Source organism: Novosphingobium mathurense (assembly GCF_900168325.1).
Classification (GTDB): domain Bacteria; phylum Pseudomonadota; class Alphaproteobacteria; order Sphingomonadales; family Sphingomonadaceae; genus Novosphingobium; species Novosphingobium mathurense.
In genome coordinates, this window is the sequence record NZ_FVZE01000003.1 from 38046 (window position 1) to 62723 (window position 24678).

Sequence of the window (24678 nt, forward strand, 5' to 3'; positions counted from 1 at the left end):
CGCGCCAGGCAATGACATACCGCCACATTGATGCACCATTTGTACGGTGAATGACATGACCAGAACACTCGAATTGCATCCCGACCGGTTGCTGCCTGCCGATCCGTCCACTCGCGCAATCGCCCGAGAGCTTTATCAAAGCATCGCTTCACTGCCGATTATCAGCCCACACGGGCATACGGACCCACGCTGGTTTGCCGCGAATGAGGCTTTTGGCAACGCCACGGATCTGCTCCTTGCCCCTGATCACTACGTGTTCCGGATGCTCTATTCACAAGGTGTGGGCCTGCAAGATCTTGGCATTGGCAAGTCTGATGCCGATCCGCGCGAGGCCTGGCGTCTCTTTGCTGAACGATACCACCTGTTCCGTGGGACGCCTTCGCGCATATGGCTTGACTGGGTCTTCGCAGAAGCATTCGACATCGACGTGATCCTCGATGCGCGGACCAGCGATCTGTACTTCGACACGATCACCGCCAAACTGGCCACGGATGCCTTTCGGCCCCGGGCGCTTTTCGAACGTTTCAACATCGAAGTCATCGCGACCACGGAAGGGCCGCTAGATCGGCTCGAACACCATCAGGCCATTCGCGATTCGGGCTGGTCTGGGCGCGTCATCACCGCCTATCGTCCCGACCCCGTCGTCGATCCTCAGTTCGAAGGCTTTCACGACAACCTGGCCAAGTTGTCGGAACTGACCGATGAGGATTGCCATTCCTGGACAGGATATCTCGCTGCGCACCGCAAGCGCCGGGCATTCTTTGCGAAAATGGGCGCGACGAGCACCGATCATGGACATCCGACTGCACAAACCGCTGACCTGTCGGCTGATGAAGCGCAAGCCCTGTTTGCGCGCGTTACAAGGAAGGACTGCAGTCCGGCAGACGCCGAGCTCTTCCGCGCACAGATGTTAACCGAGATGGCGGCCATGAGCGTGGAAGACGGGCTCGTCATGCAACTCCACCCCGGGGCCTATCGCAATCACAATCGAGCCCTATTCGAGGGTTTCGGACGGGACAAGGGTGCGGACATTCCTTCGCGTACCGAGTACGTGTCCGCCCTCAAACCCCTTCTCGACCGCTTCGGCAACCGGTCGGACTTCACGCTTATCGTCTTCACCCTGGACGAAAGCGTCTATTCGCGCGAACTGGCACCTCTGGCAGGACATTATCCGTGCCTGCGACTGGGCCCGGCCTGGTGGTTCCACGACAGCCCAGAGGGCATGCGACGCTTCCGCAAGGCGACGACGGAGACGGCCGGTTTCTACAATACCGTCGGCTTCAACGACGATACACGCGCTTTTCTCTCCATACCGGCCCGGCACGATCTTGCCCGCCGCATGGATTGCGGCTTCCTCGCTGAACTGGTGGCGGAGCATCGCATGAACGACTGGGAGGCGGCTGAACTGGCTCAGGACCTTGCCTACAATCTCGCCAAGAAGGCCTACAAGCTGTGAACCTCCATCCAGAAAGAGCTTGTCGCTCCACGCTGCAGCATATTCGCGTCGAGGATCGCTTCGGATACGATCGGGATGCGCAGGCGACAGGGATCGTCCATTTCGGAATCGGCGCATTCCACCGTGCGCATCAAGCCTGGTATACTGACAGGGCCATGGATGCCGGCGACAGCGACTGGATGATCCTTGGTGTCTCGCTGCGATCAGCCGGCGTTTCGCTGGAAATGAATCCTCAGGACGGCCTCTACACTGTTACCGAGCGCTCAGGAACGAGCATGAAGTCACGCCTTGTCGGCGCAGTGCGAGACGTGCTCCTGGCGGCTGGCGAGAGCGACCGATTGATCCGGCAACTCGCATCGCCCCAAACCCGTATCGTTACATTCACCGTTACCGAAAAGGGATATTGCCAGACTCAGGAGGGCACTCTCGATTTCGCACTTGCGGACGCTACCAGCTTCTATCCCTATCTCACCGCCGCCATGCGGATCCGCCATGCTACAGGCGGTGAGGGGCTTACCCTGCTCAGCTGCGACAATCTCTCGCACAATGGCCGGCAATTGAAGCGCCTTATGCGCCAATATCTCGAAGCCCGGGCGCCTGATCTGCTTGCCTGGTTCGATAACGAATGCCGCTGCCCTTCGACCATGGTCGACCGCATCGTACCTGCCTCCACCGATACCGACAAAGTGGAGCTTGCTGACCGCATTGGCGTGGAAGATCGCGCGGCCGTCTTCACGGAGCCATTCAGTCAGTGGGTCATCGAAGACGATTTTGCGAGCGGACGCCCGCGTTGGGAGAACGTCGGCGCGCAATTGGTCGCGGATGTGTCATCGTTCGAGACGGCAAAACTGCGCATGCTGAACGGTGCCCACTCTGCGCTGGCCTATTTGGGCCTGCGAGCGGGGCACGAATACGTTCATGAAGCGATCGATGATCCGAACCTCCGTCCAATTGTCGAAAGGCTCATGCGGGATGAAGCCGCACCGACGATTTGCGCATCTCCTGGCCAGGACCTGGCCGCTTATGCATCCTCGCTGCTCGACCGCTTTGCCAACTCTGCCCTCAAGCACCGCCTAATCCAGATCGCCATGGACGGCAGTCAGAAGATCCCGCAACGCTGGCTCGCAACGCTTGAAGCCAATCGTGAACTGGATCGTCCCTGCCCCTCACTCATTGCATCGCTCAAGGCGTGGTTCGATCACCTGCGCGGACAAAACGGCAAAGTCGAAGATCCATTGTCGGAACGACTGACCGAGCTTGCAAAGGACAGTTCGAACACAGCCCTGGCGCTATCGCTATTCGGATCTCGAGGTCTCTTGGCTGGTACCTGGAATATCTCGGACGACGAAGTAAGGCATCGGTTAGGTGATGCCAGCGACTCTCCGACAATCGCTCGGATTTCTTGAAGCGCTTGGTTCGCCGGCACCTGCGCCTGTTGATCGGACCATCAATCTTTCAGCCCGGCCGCCGTTGCAAGCTTGCGGCGGCCGGACGCAATGTTTGGACCAGTTAGACAGTTACCTGGTCGATGCCTCCAGCGCCTTGTCCAGCACTTCGACGAAGTGATCGACATTGTCCCTGGTGAAAATCAGCGGCGGGCGGATCTTGAGGATATTGTGATCCTCACCACAGGCGCTGATGAGGACACCGTCATCCCGCATCGCATTCACAACGCTGGCGGTGAGCGCACCGCTGCTGATCTGCATTGCCTTCTCGGCGTTGATGTCTGCAGCGACGAAGAGTCCCGCTCCACGGACGTGCCCCATGCACTCATGGCGTGAACGAAGCGCTGAGACCTTCTCCAGAAGATAGGCTCCGACCTCTCGCGCGTTGTCCATGATCTTGTCGCGCCGGATGACTTGCAGCACCGCTACTGCTGCTGCGCAAGACACGGTGTTGCCCGCAAACGTATTGAAATAACGCGAACTTCTCCCGAATTTCTCTACGACATCGTGTCGCGTCAGCAGGCCAGCGATTGGCTGTCCGTTACCCATCGGCTTGCCCAGGGTGACAATATCGGGATCGACTCCATGCCGCTGGAAGCCCCACATATGGTTGCCGGTGCGACCAAATCCGGGCTGGACTTCATCGGCGACGAAAATGCCGCCGGCGTCACGGATCGCTTCGACTGCCCCCTTCAGGAAGCCTGGCTCTTCCGGCAGGATACCGTCGCTGGTGAAAATGGAGTCCACGATCAGCATGGCAGGCTTTATGCCGTGGCGCTTGAGATCGGCGATCGCCGCCTCGACGTCACGCCGGAAACGATCGGCTACATTCGGACCGCTTCGATAAGCAGCAGGAGCCTTTACGGTGCGGACGTGGGCGCCAAGAGGAACGGCTTCGCCCAGTGTCGGCGAGAACTGCGATACGGTGTCCGTGATGCCGTGGTAGGCTGTCTCAGTGATGATAATGCCAGTGCCGCCGGTGCGAACCTTCGCGATGCGATAGGCAAGATCGTTTGCTTCGCTTCCCGAGCACGTCAGCATCATGTGCGATAGGTCGCCGCTGACGGTTGAGAGCAGTCCGTCGGCAAGTTCCAGTATGGTTTCGTGCAGGTAGCGCGTATTCGTGCAGAGCGTCGCGACCTGCTTCGTTATCGCCTCGACCACGTCGGGATGACAGTGGCCCAGCGACACGACGTTGTTGTACGTGTCGAGATAGCGGCGGCCATCGGGATCATAGAGCCAAACACCCTCGCCTCGTACAAAATGAAGAGGCTTCTGATACATAAGCCGATAGGCCGGACCCAGCAGGCGATCACGCTGCTCGATCATGCTGGCTTGATGCGCGGTCAGTTCGGCGCGCCCCGGGATGAATGCATTGACGGACGACATATCCACGATCGTCATTATTGAACTCCTGATGAGCAGAATTGCAGCAACTTTTGGCTGCCCTCGTTGCGAGAGAAGCTGGCTATATGCGTCAACCCCGTCCAGGCGAGGTCGTTGTTCCGCATGATGTAGGAACGGTTTTCCGGATAGCGCTCGGCGCGCCACTCCGTGATCAGAACGGTGACGACCAAACGAGCGACAATGAGATCGAAGATGACCTCCAGCTCCGCATTTCCCAGCGGGAGCAACTCATGATAGGCGCCGATCATCTCTGCGGCGCTGCGCATGGGATCGTCGCCATTGCCAAGCTGATAGGCGGCGGCGGTCGCAATTTCGCCAACGAGCGGTCCATAGACCACGTCGCCGAAATCGATGACTGCGACGACCTCGTCGTTCTGGACCGGATCGACCAGGACATTGCCAAGATTGAAATCGTTATGGATGACCTGCGCTCGAAGCGAAGCCAGCTTTGGCAGTGTGGTCGCTTCGTAGTGCGTCATGAACTCCTGAACCAGGGCGCGGCGCTCAGGATCGGATATCTTTTCGATCATGCCATTAAGACGATGCGCCGACGCAACGTTCCACAGCAGATCGTGTTGGGCTGCCGGGTGGCTGAAACCTTGGAGTGCCAGATCGAGCCGCGCAAGACATCGCCCAAGCTCCTGACGCTGTGTTGTCGAACGCACGGATGAACTGATCGGCATTCCCGGCAAGAAGGTCAACATGCGCAAGGTCGTTGCCCGTCCATCCGCCAACTCGATCGGCGTTTCATAGACGCCGTCGACAGTTTTTACCGGATGGGGCACATTTAGCGTCGGTGCAGTCCGGCGAAGATGATCGAGGACGCACGTCTGGAGGTTTACGATTTCCGGGGACTCAGCCGGATTGGACACCTTCAGAAGATACTGGCTGCCATCTACGGCATCCATCCGAAAATTGCGATCGCGCTCACCGGTGAGTTCGTGGGCTTTCAGGTCTTGTCCATAGATGCGCTGGGCCAATGATTCCGCATCGGCCACCGTGAGTTGCGGCGGCTGGGTCGTGAGCGTAGGATCAATGAGCATCTTTTTACCTATGTTTTTAAGCGAAGAAGCGGTCAGCAGGCCGACTTTCCGCGCTTTCGCTGACTGACCCGTAACTAGGTCGAGACGCACCCTAAGATGTGCTGAATTCGTGCTGTCAGCCGATGGGATCAGCCAAGGATCAAAGCCTGCCGGGACATTTTTTCGACTGGCAATCAATCGGCCAATTGGATGCGGTCAAGAAAGCCCCGCTCACCAAGATCGAAGCTGCGGACGACGAAGTAACTGAAATATCGATCGACCAGCCCGCTCTCCTCGACGATTTTCATAATCGTTTCGGAATAGTGCGTCACCGACCGCGTCACGAACTTGAGGATGTAGTCGCAGTCACCACTAACGCGCGCGCATTCGCAAAGCTCATCGATCGTTTTCAGCTTCTGCTCGAACCGCGACACAGTCGACCTGCTCCGGTCCTGAAGCGTGATCTCAACGAACACAGTCACCAATTCGGCGATCTTGGCAACATTGAGCCGAGCCCTGTATCCGACGATATAGCCGGCTCGCTCCAACCGACCGACGCGCGCCAAGCAAGGACTTGGTGAAAGGCCCACTTTTTCTGCAAGACGCGAATTGGTCATGCGACCGTTCTTCTCGAGTTCGGTCATGATCTGCAGATCAATCGGATCCAATCTCACTGGCCCCTCCCTGGATGATGCGCGTCGGGCGTGTCCTCAAAGTCCCAACAAGGCTGGCAATTCGCTGAAATCCTCGATGCGGGTGAAACCATAACGATCCGTTGGCGGCTCGTGTCCGCGGTCTACGAAAATCTTGGCGCCAAATCCCAGATCGTGGGCTGTCATCAAGTCGTAGCGGGGGCTGGAGGAGACATGCATCATGTCTTCGGGACCGCAGCCCAACCGATCGAGCATATATTCGAACGGCTTCATCAGGGGCTTATAGGCACCGGCTTCTTCAGCCGTCAGCACCGCGTGGAAAGGCACGCCGATGTTACGCGCGCTGTGCGGGATGAGATCGACCATGCTGTTGGAAAGGATGACGAGAGGATACTCCTCCGCAATCCGACCCAACGGACCGGGAACGTCAGCATGAGGCTGCCATGTCGGCACGGCTGCATATAGCGCCTCGATATCTCTCATCTCGTACGAGATGCCGTGCTTGCGACACGCACGATCGATCGAGTTGTCAATGACATCGAAAAAGGGCTTCCAGGCACCCAGTACCTCGTCGAGGCGATAGGCGCGGAAGGAGTCGATGAAGCTGTCCATCAGGGAGGGGGCGACCCGGTCAGAGAATATCTCGCGCGCAGTGGGCCCCATGATGAAGTTGATCATGGTGCCATAGCAGTCGAAGCTGATGAATTTAGGTCTGAACATTTGCCTTCGAACCTTGGTTGCGATTGTCTGAGAAGGCTAATGCTAATTCGCGATCAGCAGGGAATGATGCTGTCATCGCCATAATGCGTGGAATATTCTCGTCCAGCAGAGCCACTCCGCCGAATGTCAGGAGGCAATCGACAATGGCCCATTACGAATCGGCATTCCGGACACAATGAAGAGCGAATAGCTTTGCATTCCCAGATCGGCTTGCCAGAGTTCTTCCAGGATGCGTGCCGGCCCGTCATAGCCTGCCGCAACAATCTTCATGAGATAGTCGAACTTCCCGTTGACCATGTGAAACTCGACAACTTCCCGATGGCGGACAACTGCCTTTTCAAATCTTTCCGCGTCGGCCCGTCTGTGATTTTTCAGGATAATCTGGACATAGGCCGTCACGAAATCGCCGAGTTTTGCGAGATCGAACTGCGCTTCATATCCTATGATGATCCCCGCTGTTTCCAACCTCTTTACGCGCGCAAGGCAAGGACTCGGTGACAGGCCAACAGCCTCGGCCAGCTGCACGTTCGTGATCCGGCCTTCTTCTTGAAGTCTGCGAATGATCTTCAGGTCGATCCGGTCGAGTTGCATCGCGTGTACTTCCGTCATCTGCGCTTGATCAGGATACTCGATGTTTCATCCCGCGTTTTCAGGTCGCCAAATTCTGCCATAGCATTATCAAGCATCGAGCAGGATCAGGGACAGTACCGGTATTATAGACCTCGTAGCACTGGGTACAGATACGATCGAAACGCCCAGGACGATGGAAATGTCAGGCTTGCCGGTCATCAGCACTAATCTCCGCAAGGTTTGCCAAACCAGTACGATACCGTGCAGCATAAAATCCTCCCTTCGCAGCGCGATTGAAAGCGTTTTGTCATGCTTGCGCTGTCACCGGCAGCAGAAAATGCGGCAGAATTTCTGGTAGGATGATCGACACATGCTGCCGATGGTAACGAGAAGCAGACCGTCATCACGTGACGCAATGGAGAAAGATAGTGGGAAAGCTCGATCGGCTAGACTTCAAGATACTATCCTATCTTCAGAAGAATGGCCGCGCCACGAACGTTCGGCTGGCCGATGCGATCGGTCTTTCAGCCAGTCCTTGCCTCAGTCGCCTGAAAAATCTCGAGGAATTGGGATATATCAAGTCCTACGGTGCCCGCGTTGATCTCGACAGGCTGGGTGACTATCTGATGGTCTTCACGGAAGTCACTTTAACAGATCACCGCATCGCAGATTTTGAACGCTTTCTCAACTGCGTGCGAAAGATCCCGGAAGTCGTTGAATGTCATCACGTTAGTGGCGGATACGATTACCTTCTCAAAATCATCACGCGAAGCGTTAGCCATTATCAGCGGATCATTGAGGTTCTTCTCGAAAAGGACTCGGTAATAGAGAAATATTTCAGCTACATCGTTCTCGATTCCCCGATCGTTCGAGACGGTTATCCTATTGACCAAATCTTCGGTTGCGTCAGCGACTGATTGAAAACTGTAGCGAACCTCCTGATTTCACCGTGCTCGCAACGGTACCGTTCAGTGGCTGCACGGAAGGAACCTTTGTACGGGGCGGGCAGTGCCATGGAACCGATCGCACCAAACATGAAAGCAATGGGAACTCAGACCATTGGGAAATTTTGGTCCTGCGCGCAGCTTGATGCGCAAGCAGTGTTTCAGCTCACAGCTGTCCGGGGCAAGAGTTCGCCGACGCCGACGCCGTCGGCGGGATGACCTGCGGGCAATTTCGTGAGCGTCTCACCCAGCCTCACGTGCGGGTTCATACCAGAGATCGTGCCGTTCTCGATGAGCCTGGCGATGACCCCCCGGTTGCCGCAGCCTTCATCGGAGCCAGCGAACAATGCGTTCTCCCGGTTGAGCGCCAGCAGGCGGATCGAGCGTACGGGTGCTGACCGTGTAGACCCGTGAATGTCAGAACCGGCAGATATCCCTCCCGCAAAACGCTGCTTGCGGGACCGGTCTTCCCTCACGCCTATCGCCATCTCAATTGGGAGAATTGGCCTGTCCTTGCTCCGACGACGCCCTGCAAATCCCGACGACCATGGTCGCGACGTTCTATCGGCGCCCCTATATCTGCGCCGGCAACGCAACTCACAAGGAACTGGGCGGAACGGAAACTGATATCCCCAAAGCTCATCGCCTGCCGATCCGCGGGTCGTACATGTCCGGGTTTGCGTCCGCCTACCCTTCGACAGATCGGACCTCGGGACAGCAAAGAAGGGTCGCCCGCAGCGGCCATCCATCGCCACGACAGTGCCGCCTGCATGTCATACATCGATCCGATCGCAGATCTCTGGTCGCCAAGTGGGCGCTGCGCTGCTATCGCCATATGTCCCTGCATCCTGAAACGGATTCTGCGGCCTTGCGTGCTACGTTCACGCGCGAGGACGAATTTCTTCGAGCGTAGCTTAAGGTGTTTAAAAAGATGGCATTCGACAGGGGAAATCGCGGCAATGGTCGCGACCGGTTTGGTGGCGGTGATGATCGCTGGGGCGGTGGCAATGATCGCTTCGGCGGTGGCGGGGATCGCTTCGGCGGCGGCCAGCGTGGCGGTTTTGGTGGATCACGCGGTGGCGGTTTTGGCGGCGGCGGTTCGCGTGGTGGCCCAGGCCAGGTTGTCGGTCAGGGTCGTGGCACCGTGAAATTCTTCAACCCGGACAAGGGCTTCGGCTTCATCCAGCTTGAGAGTGGCGGCGACGATGCCTTCGTGCACATCAGTGCCGTGCAGTCCGCCGGTCTTGAAACGCTGGCTGAAGGCCAGCAGCTGGAATTCCAGTTGGTCGAGCGCAACGGCAAGGTTTCCGCGTCGGATTTGTCCATCGTCGGTGAGGTCATCGTCGCCGAACGTCGCGAACGGGCCCCGGCTCCACGGCAGTCGACTGGCGAGAAGGCTACCGGCACGGTCAAGTTCTTCAACGGCGCCAAGGGCTTTGGCTTTATTGTGCGTGATGATGGCCAGCCCGACGCGTTCGTACACATCAGCGCCGTCGAACGCTCCGGTCTGCATGGGCTCTCCGAAGGCGATCAACTTGAATTCGAGATCGAGATCGATCGGCGCGGCAAGGCGTCTGCCGTAAATCTGGTCCAGCGTTGACGGACTTTGCCATGGCTGCCGCAGGCGGCCATGGCCTCGCCTCGGCTTTCCCGGATCGCATCGCGATCGGTAACGGAAAGCATGTGCCTTATGTTGAAGGCCGTGATCCTGACCGCATTCGACCGGCCGCGGGCGGGCCGGCTTTGTCTTGGAACTGATGCCCGGCCACATCACTTGAACCACAGACCCGGGTTGGTTCAACTCTTGCCTGAAAGGTAGCTCCTCAGCGGCCTTGTCAGGTGACTGATCTGATAACCTAGCCTTGTCCTGACGGATCCATCGTCATGGAAAAGCTAATGAGACGACAACGGATTGCATGACTAACGACGATCACAGCGGCGACAACGACTCTCCTCTTCTCGACCTTCACAAGGGTTCGGTCCAGCGGTTCATCGCGCGCGCCAAAAGTCAGGGCGTCGTCACGGTCAAGGAATTGAATGCCGCTCTGCCGCAGGACCAGATGACCACCGATCAGATCGAGGACATCATGGCCGCGATCTCGGAAATGGGCGTCAAGATCATCGAGAACGATGCTGATGACGATGAAGAAGGCGAGCATGAAGATGGCGTAGAGGCCGTCGATGGTCGCGATGACGAGTCCGGTTCGGACTCCGAGTTCGGCGAAGGCAACTTTCGGCGCCGTCCCGGCGAGACCCGCAAGACCGACTCGCTTGCGCGTTCCGACGACCCGGTCCGCATGTACCTGCAGGAAATGGGCGCCGCCGAGATGCTCAGCCGCGAGGGTGAAGCGGCCATCGCCAAGCGTATCGAAGCTGGCCGCGACATGATGATCATGGGGCTCTGCGAAAGCCCGATGACCTTCCATGCGATCATCGGGTGGTCCGAAGCGCTCAACAACGGCGACATGCAGCTTCGCGAGATACTCGATCTCGACGCGATGCTCTCCAAAGAGCCCCAGCCGGAAAATCTGGGCGAAGACAGTGAAGGCGACGGCGAGATTTCCGCAGCCACCGCTGGTCCTTCCTTCAAGGAAGATGACGATTCCGGCGAGGACAGCTCGGATGAAGTCGACGAGGACGGCAATCCGATCCCCAAGCGCAGGGGTGAGGACGATGAGGAAGATGACAACATTCTCTCCCTCGGCCAGATGGAAGCAGCGCTTACGCCGGAAGCGCTGGAAAAGTTCGCACTCATCACCGAACTGTTCCGCACCTTCGAACGTCTGCAGAGCGAGCGGCTCGACGCTCTGGCGTTGGGTATCAATTTCCCGGCCGCGAAAGAAGACCAGTACCTGCAACTGCGCGAGGAACTGACCGCGCAAGTGGAATCGGTGCAGTTCCACGCGACCAAGATCGAGTATCTGATCGACAACCTCTACGCCTTCAACCGCCGCCTGACGACGCTGGGCGGGCAGATGCTGCGTCTGGCCGAGCGCCACAAAGTGAAGCGCGCCGATTTCCTCGAAGCCTACACGGGCAGGGAACTCGACGACATCTGGGTCGCGGAAGTGGCCAAGAAGGACAAGAAGTGGGCTGCCTTCGCCGAGAACGAGGCTGAGCCTGCCGAGCGCATCCGGCTGGAAGTCTCGGACATCGCAACCGCTACCGGCATGGCGCTTCCCGAGTTTCGCCGCATCGTCAACATGGTCCAGAAGGCGGAGCGTGAAGCGCGCATTGCCAAGAAGGAGATGGTCGAGGCGAACCTGCGTCTGGTGATCTCGATCGCCAAGAAATACACCAACCGCGGCCTGCAGTTCCTCGACCTCATCCAGGAAGGCAACATCGGCCTGATGAAGGCGGTCGACAAGTTCCAGTACCGCCGCGGCTACAAGTTCTCCACCTACGCGACCTGGTGGATCAGGCAGGCGATCACGCGATCGATCGCAGATCAGGCCCGCACGATCCGCATCCCCGTCCACATGATCGAGACGATCAACAAGCTGGTGCGCACGAGCCGCCAGTTCCTCCATGACCAGGGCCGCGAGCCCACGCCGGAGGAAATGGCAGAGAAACTGTCGATGCCGCTTGAGAAAGTGAAGCGGGTTCTGAAAATTGCCAAGGAGCCCATCTCGCTCGAAACGCCGATCGGCGACGAGGAAGACAGCAGCCTGGGCAACTTCATCCAGGACGAGAACGCCGTCATACCGGTGGACGCGGCAATCCAGGCCAACCTGAAGGAAATGATCACTCGCACGCTGGCATCGCTAACGCCTCGTGAGGAGCGTGTGCTGCGCATGCGTTTCGGCATCGGCATGCCAACAGATCACACGCTGGAAGAAGTCGGCCAGCAGTTCTCGGTTACCCGCGAACGCATCCGCCAGATCGAGGCGAAAGCGCTCCGCAAGCTCAAGCACCCAAGCCGTTCACGCATCATGCGAGCGTTCCTGGATTAGGCTCGGGCCGCCAGGCATCGCGCCTAATCCTGGCCGATCACTGCCGATGCGTTACAATACGGGGCATCGGCAGCTAGGCGCTCAAATTTCCCCTTCGGCAGCAATCGAACCGTTCCTATCAGCGGCCGGTTTAAGTCGAGAGCTGCTCGAACTGGACGGTCGCCTCATGGTGAACAGAAGTCGGCCTCGGAACGCCGTCAATGGGTCGAAAGCAACATCGGCCTGCCTTCGTTCTCGCGCTGCCAACGTTGCGGTTCTCCGTCGACGCCACCCAGCGGCGGCCTGCCCGGTCGGCAGCACCCCATTTCTGGGGTAGGACTTGCGCTTCACTTTCGCGTGAGCCAGCTTTGCTGGCGTCGGCCAGTCCGGCTATTGCCTACCCGATCGCATTCGAAACGTTCGACGATGTTGCCATCCATCTTCCACGGTTCATCGATCACATCTGCAGTCAACGCCGGTTGCGTTCCGCCTTGGGTTACAAGAGCCCAGAACAGTTCGAGGAGTTACACGCCAAATCAAGTGTCGAAACTGCAGCCTGATGACTGCCCGACCCCAGGGCCTCACTCCGCCCCGACATCCTGCTCATGGCTGAATGCGGTCGGAGGCTTCTTTGCCAAGTTAGCCAAACGCCGGCTGAAGCACGGCGTTTTTCATTCGCTGGTCGATTTTCAGGCCGCCATAAGCCGCTTCATCGCCGAGCATAGCCGCGACAACCCAAGAGCCCTTCCAATGGACCGCGGACCGCGACGAAATCATCACCGCGGTCAGGCATGGCCACTAGGTGCTAGACTTAAACATATGTAATATCTCATTTAATGCTGCATACCTTTGGCGTAACACTTGTCGTCCACTTATCCCACATATTGCATGATTAGATTTTGTGTGGGATAAACCCTCATGCCGACCGTCCGCCCCTTTTCCGCCGAGCAGTCGCGGCTGCTGGTCAACCTTCGCCAGCGCTACGAGGTGTGGCGCGACGCCGAGCGTGAACTCGCGCGCTTGCCCTATGACCTGCGCCGCAAGACCGTGAACGGCCGGGACTATCTCTACCGGATCTTCGACCGCGGCGGCAACGGAAAGAGCCTGGGTCCGATGGACGAGGCAAACACGCACCAATTCGAAGAGTACCATGCTGCCAAGACAGCCCTGAAGGCGCGCATTGCCGGTCTGCGGCCTGCTCTCGCCGAAAGCGCCGCGCTGTACCGTGCGCTACGCTTGCCGCTGCTCTCCAGTGATGCCGGTCCGATCCTGCGAGAATGCGATCGCCGCGAACTCCTCGATGGCACGCTGATGGTTGTCGGGACAAATGCCATTGCTGCCTACATGGTCGAAGCCAACGGAATGATTGCCCTGCCCGACGAGACCGAGGATTTTGATCTTGCCTGGGTGCGCGAAGCCGATTGCGCGAATGAGGACTTGGTGTGGTCGATGCTCAAAGCCGTGGACTCGACCTTCACGATCAATACCGAACGCGACTTCCAGGCCCGAAACGCCAAGGCCTACGAAGTCGAGCTGCTGGTGGCCCCTTCCCGCTATACTGCACTGGGCAATACCGACAGGCCAAGGCCGATGCCGCTTCCCGAACAGGAATGGCTCCTCCTCGGCAGGCCGGTCGACCAGGTCGTGGGCTGCCGGGACGGTTCGCCAGCCCGTATCGTTGCGCCCGATCCGCGATGGTTCGCGCTACACAAGCTCTGGATGTCGATGCAAGCCAAGCGCAATCCTCTCAAGCGTCCGAAAGACGAAGCCCAAGGCTATGCGCTGCTCGAAGCGGTGAAGATTGCCATGCCGCACTATCCGCTCGATGAAGCATTCCGATCGGAGATTCCAAACGAACTTGAGCCGATGATGCAGGCTTGGGAGCAGCGCAACACACCTATGACGAGGCCCGCATCGGATTGGTAAAGCAGGGTCTTTGTGCGCGTGGAACATCATGCACGATCACGCTGATCTGGGCTACTCTGGAAACCGTGGGGCGGGCCCACGAAAGTGCCCTTTCGCGAATTAACCTACCATAGGGCCACCCCGCTTTCGGCAGCCCGGGGGAAAGGTCGTTAAACCGATTACGGTGGTAATCATGACGGTTCGCGTCACCGAGCGAGTTGTCGCAATGACCGATTCGCCATCAATCATCTTCCCGATTCCAGACGCGTCCGCGCCATTCATCGGGCGCATCGGCATCCTCCGATGCCCCTTGCTGCTTGCTGCCTGTCAAACGAACTGAGGATTTGACCCCGCATTGCCTCAAGCAGAATGTTACCGGTAGGATTGCTGTCCCGAGGGGGATGGAGGCTGTTCCGTCATCCAGTCTCGGGGATGCCGGATGGGCAGGCGGATCAGCATGACGAGTTAGCGTCCGCGCTCGTGGTGTAATTTCTGGTGTAGATTGAGGTCGATGCAGGGAAAGGAAATGCTTCAGGCAGAGGAGGTGGCCGCGATCGATGCGGCTGCATGAACTGGGCTGGGGAGCCAAGCGGCTTTCGAAGGAGTTTGGCTGCGCGCGCAACACCGTCCGCCGCTATCTTCGTGCGGGTGGTGCGGCCCCCTTCAACAAGCCGACGCGCAAGACAGCATTCGACGGGCTCGATAACTGCCTGCGCGAACGTTTCTTCCGGCATGGCGGCAATGCCGACGTCGTGCGTCAGGAGCTGGCCAGCGAGCACGGGATCGTGATTGGCCTGCGGTCGGTCGAGCTTCGGGTTCAGCGCTGACGCCGGGAGTTGAAGGCGCAGAAGCGGGCGACGGTACGCTTCGAAACGCCTCCGGGCCATCAACTGCAAATCGATTTTCGCGAGGCCCGGGTCTGGATCGGCGACGAACGGATCCGCCTGCATATTGAGGTGTTGGCATCATGGTGTTGGGCCGGATCGTGCACACGGCGATTGGCCCGGCCGGGACGAGGCTCTCAAGTCGCAGTGCAAGCGGCACATCGCGCTGGCACGTACGATGGCATCTGGCGGCTACCGTCAGATCCTGTCCAATAGCACCATTGGCTGATCGCGATTCGCACGGACTCAGATTTCCGCACTGAGCGAGGGCATGATCAGCTTTCCGCTTCCGGTCGAGACAATCGATTTTGCGGTTTCGATGGTCTGGCGCCCTCGGATGGAAGCGGATGTCATTCACCGTTGGTTGCGAACCTGCTTGCGTTGGGCCTGCGGGCAATAACCGCCCGCAGAGCTGCCGCTTACCATCAACGATTTCTGCCCTGTTAGCTGCCAGCCGTTCATCTTGAATGCGCAGCTCCTTAATGGAACCAGACGCTTGTATTTCTTCTGATTTTCGCGAACTTCACTCACACGGAATTTAGGATCAAATCGGCGGCCCTTTCCGCGATCATGATGATAGTGGCGTTGGGATCTCCGGTAGTGATGCGAGGCATGACTGAACCGTCAACCACGCGTAACCCTTCGGTACCGTGTACCCTCAAGCGATCATCCACCACGGCAAGGTCGTCACGGCCCATTTTGCATGTGCCGACCGCCTCATAGTTCACGTTGCAGGTGCGGCGGAAAAACCTGTCTAGATCGGTATTGTTCTCACAAGCCTCTCCAGGCGTCAGTTCTTGTCCTCGGAACGGCGCGAAAGCCGGTTGATCGAGAATTTCGCGCACCTTGCGCACCCCGCGCCGCAAGGCATCTCGGTCGCGTTCATCGGCGAGATAGTTGGCGTCGATGATCGGCTGGTCCGCCGGATTGGCGGAACGCAGACGCAGCTCGCCGCGACTTTCAGGTCGAGTCAGGATGACGAGGTTAGTGAAACCATGTCCCTTCACAAGGTTCCCATCCTCTCCGAACAGGAGCGGGAGGAAGTAATACTTGAGATCGAGTTCGCCGTGTCCCGGCGCGCCTGAGCGCAAATAGGCAACGACGTCCGTACCACTATTAGCCAGTGGCCCGCTCCTGGTCGCCAGATATTGCATCAGGGCAGACGCCACCCGAATTGGGCTGGTGGCAAGCTTGTAGTCCGATACGGGTACGGGGCTCGTCATCTGGACTTGCGTGCCGATATGATCGTGCAGGTTTTGCCCCACGCCTTTGAGATCAGCAACGATGCGTATGCCGAGCCGGTTAAGGTGATCGCCATCGCCTATGCCCGAAAGCATCAGCAACTGAGGGGATTGGAATGTGCCGCCGCTGGAGATGACCTCACGGCGGGCGTGAACCTGGCGTAACTTTCCTCCTTGCAGGTATTCCACACCGATCACCTTGCATCCATCGAAGACAAGGCGCGTTGCCCGTGCCCGGGTGAGGATCGTCAGGTTGGCTCGTTTGCGGACTGGCTTGAGATAGGCGACCGCTGTGCTCATTCGGCGACCATCTCGGATCGTATGTTCGGCAGGTCCAAAGCCTTCGGGCGCAGAACCGTTGTGGTCATCGCTATAGGGGTAGCCTGCTTGCAGCGCCGCCTCGATCCAGGCCTTCTGACCAGGATTCTCGACCTTGGAGCGCGTTACCGGTAACGGGCCACTGCCGCCATGAAACTGGTTCGCGCCATGCTCGTTGCATTCGGCACGACGGAAATAGGGCAGAACGTGCTCATAAGACCAGCCCTCGTTACCGAGGCTGGCCCAAAGGTCGAAGATTTCCGGGCTTCCACGACTGTAGCACATGCCGTTGATCGAGCTGCTGCCGCCCAACACCTTGCCCCGCGCATCGTGCAAGACCCGATTGTCGAGATGCTTTTGCGGTGCCGTCTGATAGCGCCAGCAAACCGACTCGTTCTGTAGCAGCGGGAAGAATCCGGCAGGGATGTGAATGAGCGGATTGATGTCGCGCCCGCCCGCCTCGAGGAGGAGAACCTTGAAGTCGGGATCGGCTGAAAGTCGGTTGGCCAAGACACATCCGGCCGAGCCGGCGCCCACAATGATGTAATCGAATTCCATGTCTGTCGGCATGAATGCCTTCCTTTAGAGTCCGCAGGGCCTCCACAGGAGGCAATGGCTGGCTGGCGAACGGGCTGGGAGCCCGTCAGACTCCTTGGGGCAACCGGGCAATGGCCTTTATCTCAACCAGCGAACCCGGATAGCCGAGGCTTGCTGCGCCAATGGCCGTCCAGCAGCAGCTTGCGCCTGCCAAAAAGGCCGACTTGGCGACTGAGAACTCTTCCATGTGTTGCGGGTAGTCGACGTGGAAGCTCATCAGATCAACGATGTCGGCGGGCCTACAGCCATTCTGCTTCAATGTCTCGGCAAGCCCGGCAAATGCCAGGGCGAACTGGCGCGACGCGGTTTCAGGTACACTGCCATCCGCTTCCAAGCCTATCTGCCCTGAACAATACAGAAGGCCATTGGCAGCCTGCGCTTCGCAATAACCGTAGCTTTCGCCCATATCCACGTCGGTCATACATTCCTCCTTGTTGCCGAGACTGTCCCTCAGCCCAGACGCAAGAGCGAAGGATACGAAGGCTTCAGAAGCCACTCCACTAAACGCTACATAATGTCTTGTTTAATGTCGAGGCCTATGTCACAAATCCACTCGAACAAGAACGCGGCTCAAGAGAGCTGATCGACCGAGGGGGAAAATCGGGAATGCGAGTTGGACAGTTTTCACGCAGCATGTTTCTGGCTGGCGCAGCCTTGAGCTTGCCGTCGGGGATCGCCGTAGCAAAGGAAACCGCCTCAGCCGGCGACACCGAAAATTCGAGCCCCGCGCAGTTGGGAGAGATCGTCGTGACGGCACGCCGCACAAGCGAAAATCTCCAGAACACTCCGGTTTCCGTCACCGCAATGTCAGGCGAAATGCTCGACAAACTCAATGTCCGTGACGTCGTCTCGACGGCGCAATTCACGCCAAACCTGATGATCGGGCAGCAACCTGCCTCGATCACCGCCGCCTCGGTTTATATTCGCGGCATCGGCAATGCCTCACCCAGCGCAGTCTCCGAGCAAGGCGTGGGCATCTATTTGGACGGCGTCTATATAGCGCGTTCGGCGGGCGCGGTATTCGACCTCGTCGATCTGGAACGCATCGAAGTTCTGCGCGGACCACAAGGAACCCTGTTCGGCCGAAATAGCGTCGGAGGTGCGGTGCAGTTGGTGAGCCGCAAGCCCTCCGACAACCTCGGTTTCGAGGGTAAGGCCGGTTATGGCACCTTCAACGACTGGTATGCGCGTGGCCGCCTCGATACGGGCGCAATCGGCAACACGCCCTTCAAGGCTTCGCTCACCTACATGCACCGCCAACGCGACGGGTATTTCGACAACACTCTTGCCCCTTCGAAACGAGACCCGGGCTCGCTCAACAGCGATGCGGTAACCGCGGCGGTCGAGGGTGATTTCGGAGATCTCACCGCGAATTACAGCTTCGACTACAACACAAGACTGGGCGTACCGGCGTTCTTCCAGGTCATCGCCGCGACAGACGACGTGCGCAACTATTTCAGCTCTTCCGAAGCTTTCGGAGGGGCACCGTTTCAGATCGGGACTTCCACCTTGCGCCGGGCGCAGCAGCAGGCAGCTCTGGACCTGAGCGGGAACCCGACCTTCGCTGTCAGAGCCAAGGTCTATGGCCATGCACTGACGCTCAACTACGAAGTCAGCTCAATGCTCACGATCAAGTCGATCTCGGCCTATCGAGCCTACCGGCAAGACGGCGCCAACGGTTTGTCTGGCAATGGCGAACTTGAAGGCTTCACGATCAGCCCGATCGTGTTCTACGATGGCAGCGTTGTGCCGACCGGTGTGCAGTCGGTCACACCTTATGACGGATATACCACGCAGCGCCAGCACCAGTATTCGCAGGAACTTCAGACGCTGGGACAGGCCGGATCGTTCAAGTATGTCGCAGGCTTGTTCTATTTCGGCGAAAAGTCGTCCGAGGCGAACTATCAGGAGCTGACCTATGTTTTGCCTGGCGGCGAGGCGGGCGTGAACCTGTTCCCGCTTCAGGCATTTCATGGCAAGGCGCGTTCTTATGCTGCTTTCGGACAGCTCAGCTATGCACCGGGCAACGGAGCCTTCGAACTTACCGGTGGCCTGCGTTACACACACGACAAGAAGTGGCTGACACTCGCCGGTGACGTACAGCCCAACCTTAGTGGGCAGGTTTCCTACAATAATCTCTCCTGGCTGATTTCGACCAGTTACAAGTTTGCCTCTGACCTCATGGGCTATGCCCGCGTATCGAGTGGCTACCGCTCGGGAGGCATCAATCCTTCGGCCTCCGAAATCAATATCTTCGCGCCAGAGAAGGCCATTTCCTATGAAGCCGGCGTGAAGTCGGAATGGTTCGACCGGCGATTGCGCACCAACCTTTCGGTCTTCTACGTCGATTACAAGGAACTACAGATCAACCAGTTCCTTGCGGGCACCGGCGGGGCAACTTCAGTGATCGTCAACGCGGGTCGAGTGGCGTATCGCGGCGTCGAGGCGGAACTCACCGCAATTCCCGTTGGTGGCCTCACGCTGGATGGTTCGGTCGGCTACACATCGCCGAAATTCAAGGCCTACGATTATCTGGATCCTTTGACCGATACGGTGATCGATGTCGCTTCGGAAGCGCGCATGGCCCAGTCGGCCAAGGTGAACGCCCATATCGGCGCTCAGTACGAATACGGCCTCAGCTTCGGCAACCTCGTCCTGCGGGCGGACTATTCTTATCGCAGCACCGAGTACTGGTTCCCGTTAGACCGCCTGAACCCGTTCAACCGCGACATTCGTTCACGGCCCGACCATAACCTGCGCGCGCGGATTGCGCTCAACGACATTGAGGTCGGGTCAGGCAAGCTCGACCTAGGCGTCTGGGGCGACAACCTGACGAACGACCACAACATCGACTTTGGCATCGACTTCGGCAGCCTCGGCTATGGCAGCGCATCCTTCAAGAAGAAGCGTACCTTCGGCGTGGACGCGAAGTTCACCTTCTGATGCCGGGAGAAGGTGCCGGGATCTGTTCTCCTACATGATCCCAGCACCTGACGGCCCCTGCCACCTCAGGCCTCGCAACCTCCAATCAACAGGTCAACAAGTTGGACCAGATATTCATCCGAAGGCATGTCCTTGGCGAACCCGATCAGGCCCGCGATCGTGGTGAACAGCGTCGAGACCACCAGGCTAGTATCAAGGCCCTGCCGGATTTGCCCCGCTGCCTGCGCAGCGCGCAGCGGCTCGGTCATTCTCTCGGAGATCGACATCCACTGACGATGAGTTTCTTCGTTGAGAAACCCAGGCCCCATATGCGCGATCATGCCATTGATTGCGATCTCATCGGGCCGAGCCGAAAAGTCACGGAATGCAACAGCAATCGCGTGGAGGTGCTCGCGCCAGTCCGCGCGCGGTTCAACCTTAAAGATCGCGTTGTGCTCGCTCAGCGCCTCGGCGATCAGGGCTTCACGGGTTGGCCAGCGCGCATAAAGCGTGGATCGCGCCACCCCGGAACGTTCCGCAACCTCAAGCATGGTGAATTCACCGGAACCATCCTTGATCAATTGCAGGACAGTGTCGGCAACGATCTGCCTCACCTTCTCCGTGCGGCCGCCAGGTCGAATGTTTCCTCGTGTCATACCGTTCCCTTATCGGGTCGCAAACGGATGCTTCAAGTGCCAATTTTCCAAAATCACCAGCCAAATACGGCAGAAAGAAAATGCCTCCTGGCTACATATGACAAAATGAAAGCTGCCCATGCCTCCTGTACCTGACTGCATTGGCGAAAAACATCTCTCGCAGGAGCCTTGGGGCCTTCTTCTCATTATTTCAGTTATGGGGTTTCTTCTTATTGGAGGAATGCTTACCTCGCTCAGCGTCTATTCTTCCGTCATGCAGCCGGACTTTCATTGGAGCGAAGCAGCCATGGGCGCCGGGCCCGTCGCGCTATTGCTTGGCATGAGTACCGGCAACCTGATGATCGCTGGCGTGATGCAACGCCTCGGAATTCGCAGCGCCTATATCATTGGAGTAGGCGTGGCTGCGTTTGGCTGGATTTCCGCCGGGTTCGTTCAGGGCTTGGTGCAATTCATGTCAGCGATGGCACTTGCAGGCTTCGGCATTGGCATGGCCACGATTGTGCCGGGCATTGCCCTGATTTCGCAAACATTTCACAAGCGCAAGGGCCTTGCCATGGCCCTCTTCATAGGCGCTTGCGGCTTTGCCAGCGCGACCATGCCGATGCTCAGCAGCGAACTCATCGGTGCACTGGGTTGGCACAGGACCTTCTGGGCGATGGGTGTTGTGACCGCGCTCGCCTGCCTCTTCCTGCTGAGGAAGTGGCCGCGAGGCATCAAGGACGAGCCTGGCGACAGCGCTGCGCAGGACCACGCGCAGAAGCGAGGTCTTGGTCGCAAAGAGACCTTCAGGCTTCCCGCATACTGGATGCTGGCTTTCGCTCTCACGCTGAGCCAGCTTTGCATGAACGGTGTGCTCTTCAATACCATCGCATTCCTTCGCAAAGGTGGCTTCGACCAGGCTACGGCGGTACGCATCTATGGCATTGCTAATTTCATGAGCCTGCCAGGGCTGATGATTGGCGGTTATGTTTCCGACAAAGTGAACGCACGCCTTCTGCTGCCCATCATCCTGCTGCTTCAGGCCATCGGCACCGCTGGGTTGCTCGGCATCGGATCGCCCATCTGGAATCCCTATGCCGTCGTCGTGTTTGCTCTCATCTGGGGCGGGGTCGCCGGCCTGCCCGCCCAAGCCGGATCGATGCTTCTCGGCGAGATCATCGGCCAACGCGCCTACACCGCAATGCTTGGCGTGGTCTTCACCATCAATGGCTTCGTGGGTGCAATGGCCCCTGCGCTGGTCGGCTGGGCCTATGAGAAGACTCATGGTTACGCCTGGCCGATCTCAATGCTCGCCCTGTTTTGCCTGCTCGCAGCTGCGGCCTCCCTGTTCTGCCGTTCAGGCCATGAACCGAACGGGACCACTTTCGCGGCGCCCGCACATTGAACTCCAGATTTCCGGGATCACATTTCATGCAGACCAAGGAAGCATTTGAAAGAGGCGAAGTGCCCGTTTGCCTGAGCGGCTGGACGCAGCCTCAAGGGCTCGCGAAACCATGGCCGAAGCTCAGCGAGGATATCACCGCCGATGTCGCCGTAATCGGAGCCGGTCTTGCCGGTTCCTCGCTCACCCTTCATCTTGCCGAAGCAGGCGTCAAGGTTGCCGTTCTGGAAGCACGCCAGCCCGGCTGGGGCGCATCCGGACGTAACGCAGGTCATGTTCTTCCGATCCTGCGTGACATGAAGGTCTATGAACGGTTCTCGGATGGTGGCGCGCGCTTCCTTGACTTGTTTCGACAGCATCATACGATCCCGTTTGACCTCTCTGCCAAGTACGGCATTGACTGCGATGCGGCTCGCTCCGGCTACATAAACGGGATGAAAACCCGGCGAGCATTCAATGCCTTCCTGCGCGCATTTGCGTACCTGGAAGAACGCGGTCTGCAAAAGCTGACGAAAGTCTCCGGAGCGGAAATGCAACGCAGGACAGGTTCGAAAGCCTATCCCTACGGCGTGATTTTCGAGAACGGGGGACGAGTCAATCCCTACCTCTTCACGAACGGCATGATCGCAGCCGCAGCGAGGCTTGGTGCCAGAATTTTCGGTGAAACGCCGGCAATAGCAATGGAACGTTGCGACGAACGCTGGCGCGTGAAGAGCGCGCAGGCGAGCGTCCTTGCTGACAGGGTCATATTCTGCACCAATGCCTATCCCACTGATATCGAACCTGCATTCCGCAATGCGTTTTATCCGCTGACGGCCTACGGCATGACTACGAAGCAACTGCCCGCTGAAGCCCTGGACCTGATCCTGCCTGGTGGCGAAGCATTTGCGCAGGCGCCCGTGGATCTCAACCCTATGGTTAGAGACCGCCATGGCCGCCTTATCCTCTCCTCAATTCCCAAGGTTGGCGGCGCGCGAGATGCGAGATGGCATTTCCAGAGCCAATTACGCTGGCTCCATCGTACCTGGCCTGAGACGCGAGGCATGAACATCGAGATGGACGATTACTGGACAGGCAGGGTGGCGATGCGAAAAGCCCAATTCCCGGGTGTGTTCGACCTAGGCATGGGTATCTTCGGCCTCATGTACTTCAATGCCTGGGGTAATGTGATGGCTCCTCTAATGGGCAAGATTTTCGCAGGCGCCATCGCCAAGGACGACATGACATCGCTGCCTTTCCCGATCGAACGACCCGAACCGATAAGATTTCAAAGAAAATACGAAATCCTCATTCGACATCTACTTTTACCTACCGCACGCACAGCCCAGCACTCAGGAATAATCTAGGCTGGACAAACCGGTATAATAATTATCATCGTAAATATCGGTGAAATTCGCGATAATATCAGGCGCTTGAATCCATCATCATTTGAAATTTCAAATAACGTCTCAACATCTGAAATCATGGATTATTGGAATGACAAGCAATTTGAATCCCGAACTCGGAAATCCGCAAACTTCCGTAATCATTACCGGCGGAGCGTCCGGTATCGGACTTGCCTCGGCGCGTGCACTTACAGCTGTAGGTCGTGCGGTGGCTATCTGGGATATCGATCCTGAAGCCCTCAATCGCGCTGCCGCGCTTGTCCGCGACGAAAGCGGTGCCGCCTGCCACACCGAATATGTGGATATGCGTAAAATAGAGAGTTTTAACGATGCGCTCGATCGCAGTCGCGCCGCATTGCCTCCCTTGGGTGGCCTCGTCCATTGCGCGGGCATTGTCGATACCGGCTCTTTGGAAGGCATCACACCCGAGAGCTGGCAGGCAGGGATAGATATTCATTTGCGGGCGCTTGCCTTCTTGACACAGGCAATAGCGGGCGATCTGGCCAAGACCCCTGGTTCAGCGATCGTGGCCATAACCTCGATCAATGCTACACTTGGAAACGCGGTCAACCCGATCTACTCAGCGGCTAAAGGCGGTATGCTCTCCTTGGTCCGCTCGCTGGCCGACAGGCTCGCTCGCGACGGGATCAGAATCAATTCAGTCTCGCCGGGGCAGATCATGACCCCCATGATCCGCGATGCCGTCAGCAATCTTGAAAGAGGTCATTTCGAACGCCGAATTCTTCTGGAACGCTTGGGTGAACCTGAGGAGATTGGCAGGGTTGTGCGCTTTCTCCTGTCGAACGAGGCCAGCTACATTACCGCAGCCGAGCTCGTGGTCGACGGCGGGAACATTTCATCGCAGCGCGCATAAGATTCAAGGACCAGGCCAGTGCTTAGCCCCCCAGCAATGCTGCCGTTCGCTCCTTAGCGGCAAGGTCTGAGATCGACGGCCTAAGGTAAAACTTTGCCGCAATCCATGTCGCGGGGGAGGATAGGCGGAGTAAACACTCGCGAATGGGGGCGTAGGGCAACCTAGCGCGGGAAAACGGGTCGTGCCTCTCTGAATTCGCACTGTGTGCCCACAGCGCCTAGTCTGCAGAGGTAGGTGCTGCAACGTTGGAGAGGCTTGTGTGTGCTAATCAGCCATCAGTTCAGCGGGTCGAGCAATCCGCTACCGGCTGTGCCGAGAGCCAACGCAAACCAAGCAACGACACCTGACAGGCAGATTACCTTCGCC

The 24678-nt window shown here is 58.2% G+C and carries 20 protein-coding genes and 2 pseudogenes; 12 read left to right on the forward strand and 10 right to left on the reverse strand.

Going from position 1 to position 24678, the window contains the following annotated elements; translation table 11 throughout:
* The first annotated feature begins 55 nt into the window (after nt 1-55).
* On the forward strand, nt 56-1456 hold the full coding sequence (gene uxaC / locus B5483_RS11260; protein ID WP_079730419.1) for a glucuronate isomerase: 1401 nt from the start codon (nt 56-58) through the stop codon (nt 1454-1456).
* The gene (locus B5483_RS11265; RefSeq protein WP_245829031.1) at nt 1453-2862 is read left to right on the forward strand and encodes a mannitol dehydrogenase family protein; all 1410 of its coding nucleotides are present in this window, start codon (nt 1453-1455) and stop codon (nt 2860-2862) included. Before uxaC ends, B5483_RS11265 begins: the two co-directional genes overlap by 4 nt.
* Before the next feature lie 111 nt (nt 2863-2973).
* Here the strand turns inward: B5483_RS11265 and B5483_RS11270 are convergent, their stop codons facing one another.
* From B5483_RS11270 to B5483_RS11290, 5 genes are all read right to left on the reverse strand, one after another.
* Nucleotides 2974-4305, reverse strand: coding sequence for an aspartate aminotransferase family protein (locus B5483_RS11270; RefSeq protein WP_217698203.1), 1332 nt, complete (start codon nt 4303-4305; stop codon nt 2974-2976).
* Entirely contained in the window at nt 4305-5351 is a 1047-nt protein-coding gene (locus tag B5483_RS11275) for a phosphotransferase (protein WP_079730420.1), read from the reverse strand. The genes B5483_RS11270 and B5483_RS11275 overlap by 1 nt, the downstream gene beginning before the upstream one ends.
* 173 nt (nt 5352-5524) lie before the next feature.
* Entirely contained in the window at nt 5525-6004 is a 480-nt protein-coding gene (locus tag B5483_RS11280) for an Lrp/AsnC family transcriptional regulator (protein WP_255352250.1), read from the reverse strand.
* A 36-nt stretch (nt 6005-6040) separates the two neighbouring features.
* Nucleotides 6041-6703 (reverse strand): haloacid dehalogenase type II, encoded by a 663-nt coding sequence (locus B5483_RS11285; protein ID WP_079730421.1) that lies wholly within the window; start codon nt 6701-6703, stop codon nt 6041-6043.
* Nucleotides 6704-6829: 126 nt separating this feature from the next.
* On the reverse strand, nt 6830-7312 hold the full coding sequence (locus B5483_RS11290) for an Lrp/AsnC family transcriptional regulator (protein WP_197277631.1): 483 nt from the start codon (nt 7310-7312) through the stop codon (nt 6830-6832).
* 389 nt (nt 7313-7701) lie between these two features.
* Here B5483_RS11290 and B5483_RS11295 point away from each other — a divergent pair, with 389 nt between their 5' ends.
* Nucleotides 7702-8190 (forward strand): Lrp/AsnC family transcriptional regulator, encoded by a 489-nt coding sequence (locus B5483_RS11295; RefSeq protein ID WP_139383968.1) that lies wholly within the window; start codon nt 7702-7704, stop codon nt 8188-8190.
* 188 nt (nt 8191-8378) lie between these two features.
* Here the strand turns inward: B5483_RS11295 and B5483_RS22840 are convergent, their stop codons facing one another.
* Nucleotides 8379-8564 carry a transposase domain-containing protein gene (locus B5483_RS22840; RefSeq protein WP_139383969.1) on the reverse strand — a complete coding sequence of 62 codons (186 nt, stop codon included), beginning with the start codon at nt 8562-8564 and terminating at the stop codon, nt 8379-8381.
* Nucleotides 8565-9148: 584 nt separating this feature from the next.
* On the opposite strand from B5483_RS22840, the gene B5483_RS23675 reads away from it, so the two are divergent.
* The 5 genes and pseudogenes from B5483_RS23675 to B5483_RS11325 all read left to right on the forward strand — a co-directional run.
* Nucleotides 9149-9817, forward strand: coding sequence for a cold-shock protein (locus tag B5483_RS23675; RefSeq protein WP_079730423.1), 669 nt, complete (start codon nt 9149-9151; stop codon nt 9815-9817).
* 316 nt (nt 9818-10133) lie between these two features.
* Nucleotides 10134-12170: an RNA polymerase sigma factor RpoD gene (gene rpoD / locus B5483_RS11310; RefSeq protein WP_079730424.1), complete on the forward strand. Its 2037-nt coding sequence runs from the start codon at nt 10134-10136 to the stop codon at nt 12168-12170.
* 561 nt (nt 12171-12731) lie between these two features.
* A pseudogene (locus B5483_RS11315) lies at nt 12732-12951 on the forward strand (IS630 family transposase); the annotation flags it as partial.
* Nucleotides 12952-13067: 116 nt separating this feature from the next.
* On the forward strand, nt 13068-14075 hold the full coding sequence (locus B5483_RS11320; protein ID WP_079730425.1) for a GSU2403 family nucleotidyltransferase fold protein: 1008 nt from the start codon (nt 13068-13070) through the stop codon (nt 14073-14075).
* Nucleotides 14076-14565: 490 nt separating this feature from the next.
* Nucleotides 14566-15013, forward strand: a pseudogene (locus B5483_RS11325) (IS21 family transposase); the annotation flags it as partial.
* Between the two features lie 279 nt (nt 15014-15292).
* Here B5483_RS11325 and B5483_RS23365 read toward each other — a convergent pair.
* The 3 genes from B5483_RS23365 to B5483_RS11335 all read right to left on the reverse strand — a co-directional run bounded on the left by B5483_RS23365 (nt 15293) and on the right by B5483_RS11335 (nt 17515).
* The gene (locus B5483_RS23365) at nt 15293-15469 is read right to left on the reverse strand and encodes a hypothetical protein (protein ID WP_217698204.1); all 177 of its coding nucleotides are present in this window, start codon (nt 15467-15469) and stop codon (nt 15293-15295) included.
* On the reverse strand, nt 15466-17067 hold the full coding sequence (locus B5483_RS11330) for a GMC family oxidoreductase (RefSeq protein WP_079730426.1): 1602 nt from the start codon (nt 17065-17067) through the stop codon (nt 15466-15468). The genes B5483_RS23365 and B5483_RS11330 overlap by 4 nt, the downstream gene beginning before the upstream one ends.
* Before the next feature lie 73 nt (nt 17068-17140).
* Entirely contained in the window at nt 17141-17515 is a 375-nt protein-coding gene (locus B5483_RS11335) for a RidA family protein (protein ID WP_079730685.1), read from the reverse strand.
* Between the two features lie 185 nt (nt 17516-17700).
* Here B5483_RS11335 and B5483_RS11340 point away from each other — a divergent pair, with 185 nt between their 5' ends.
* Nucleotides 17701-20037: a TonB-dependent receptor gene (locus tag B5483_RS11340; RefSeq protein ID WP_245829036.1), complete on the forward strand. Its 2337-nt coding sequence runs from the start codon at nt 17701-17703 to the stop codon at nt 20035-20037.
* A gap of 65 nt (nt 20038-20102) precedes the next feature.
* Here the strand turns inward: B5483_RS11340 and B5483_RS11345 are convergent, their stop codons facing one another.
* Nucleotides 20103-20672 (reverse strand): TetR/AcrR family transcriptional regulator, encoded by a 570-nt coding sequence (locus B5483_RS11345; RefSeq protein ID WP_079730427.1) that lies wholly within the window; start codon nt 20670-20672, stop codon nt 20103-20105.
* A gap of 118 nt (nt 20673-20790) precedes the next feature.
* Between B5483_RS11345 and B5483_RS11350 the strand changes: the two genes are divergently transcribed.
* The 3 genes from B5483_RS11350 (at nt 20791) to B5483_RS11360 (ending at nt 24312) form a co-directional block, all read left to right on the forward strand.
* On the forward strand, nt 20791-22056 hold the full coding sequence (locus B5483_RS11350) for an MFS transporter (protein ID WP_079730428.1): 1266 nt from the start codon (nt 20791-20793) through the stop codon (nt 22054-22056).
* Nucleotides 22057-22082: 26 nt separating this feature from the next.
* Nucleotides 22083-23399, forward strand: coding sequence for an NAD(P)/FAD-dependent oxidoreductase (locus tag B5483_RS11355; protein ID WP_079730429.1), 1317 nt, complete (start codon nt 22083-22085; stop codon nt 23397-23399).
* Between the two features lie 130 nt (nt 23400-23529).
* Nucleotides 23530-24312, forward strand: coding sequence for an SDR family NAD(P)-dependent oxidoreductase (locus B5483_RS11360; protein WP_079730430.1), 783 nt, complete (start codon nt 23530-23532; stop codon nt 24310-24312).
* Nucleotides 24313-24678 lie beyond the last annotated feature (366 nt).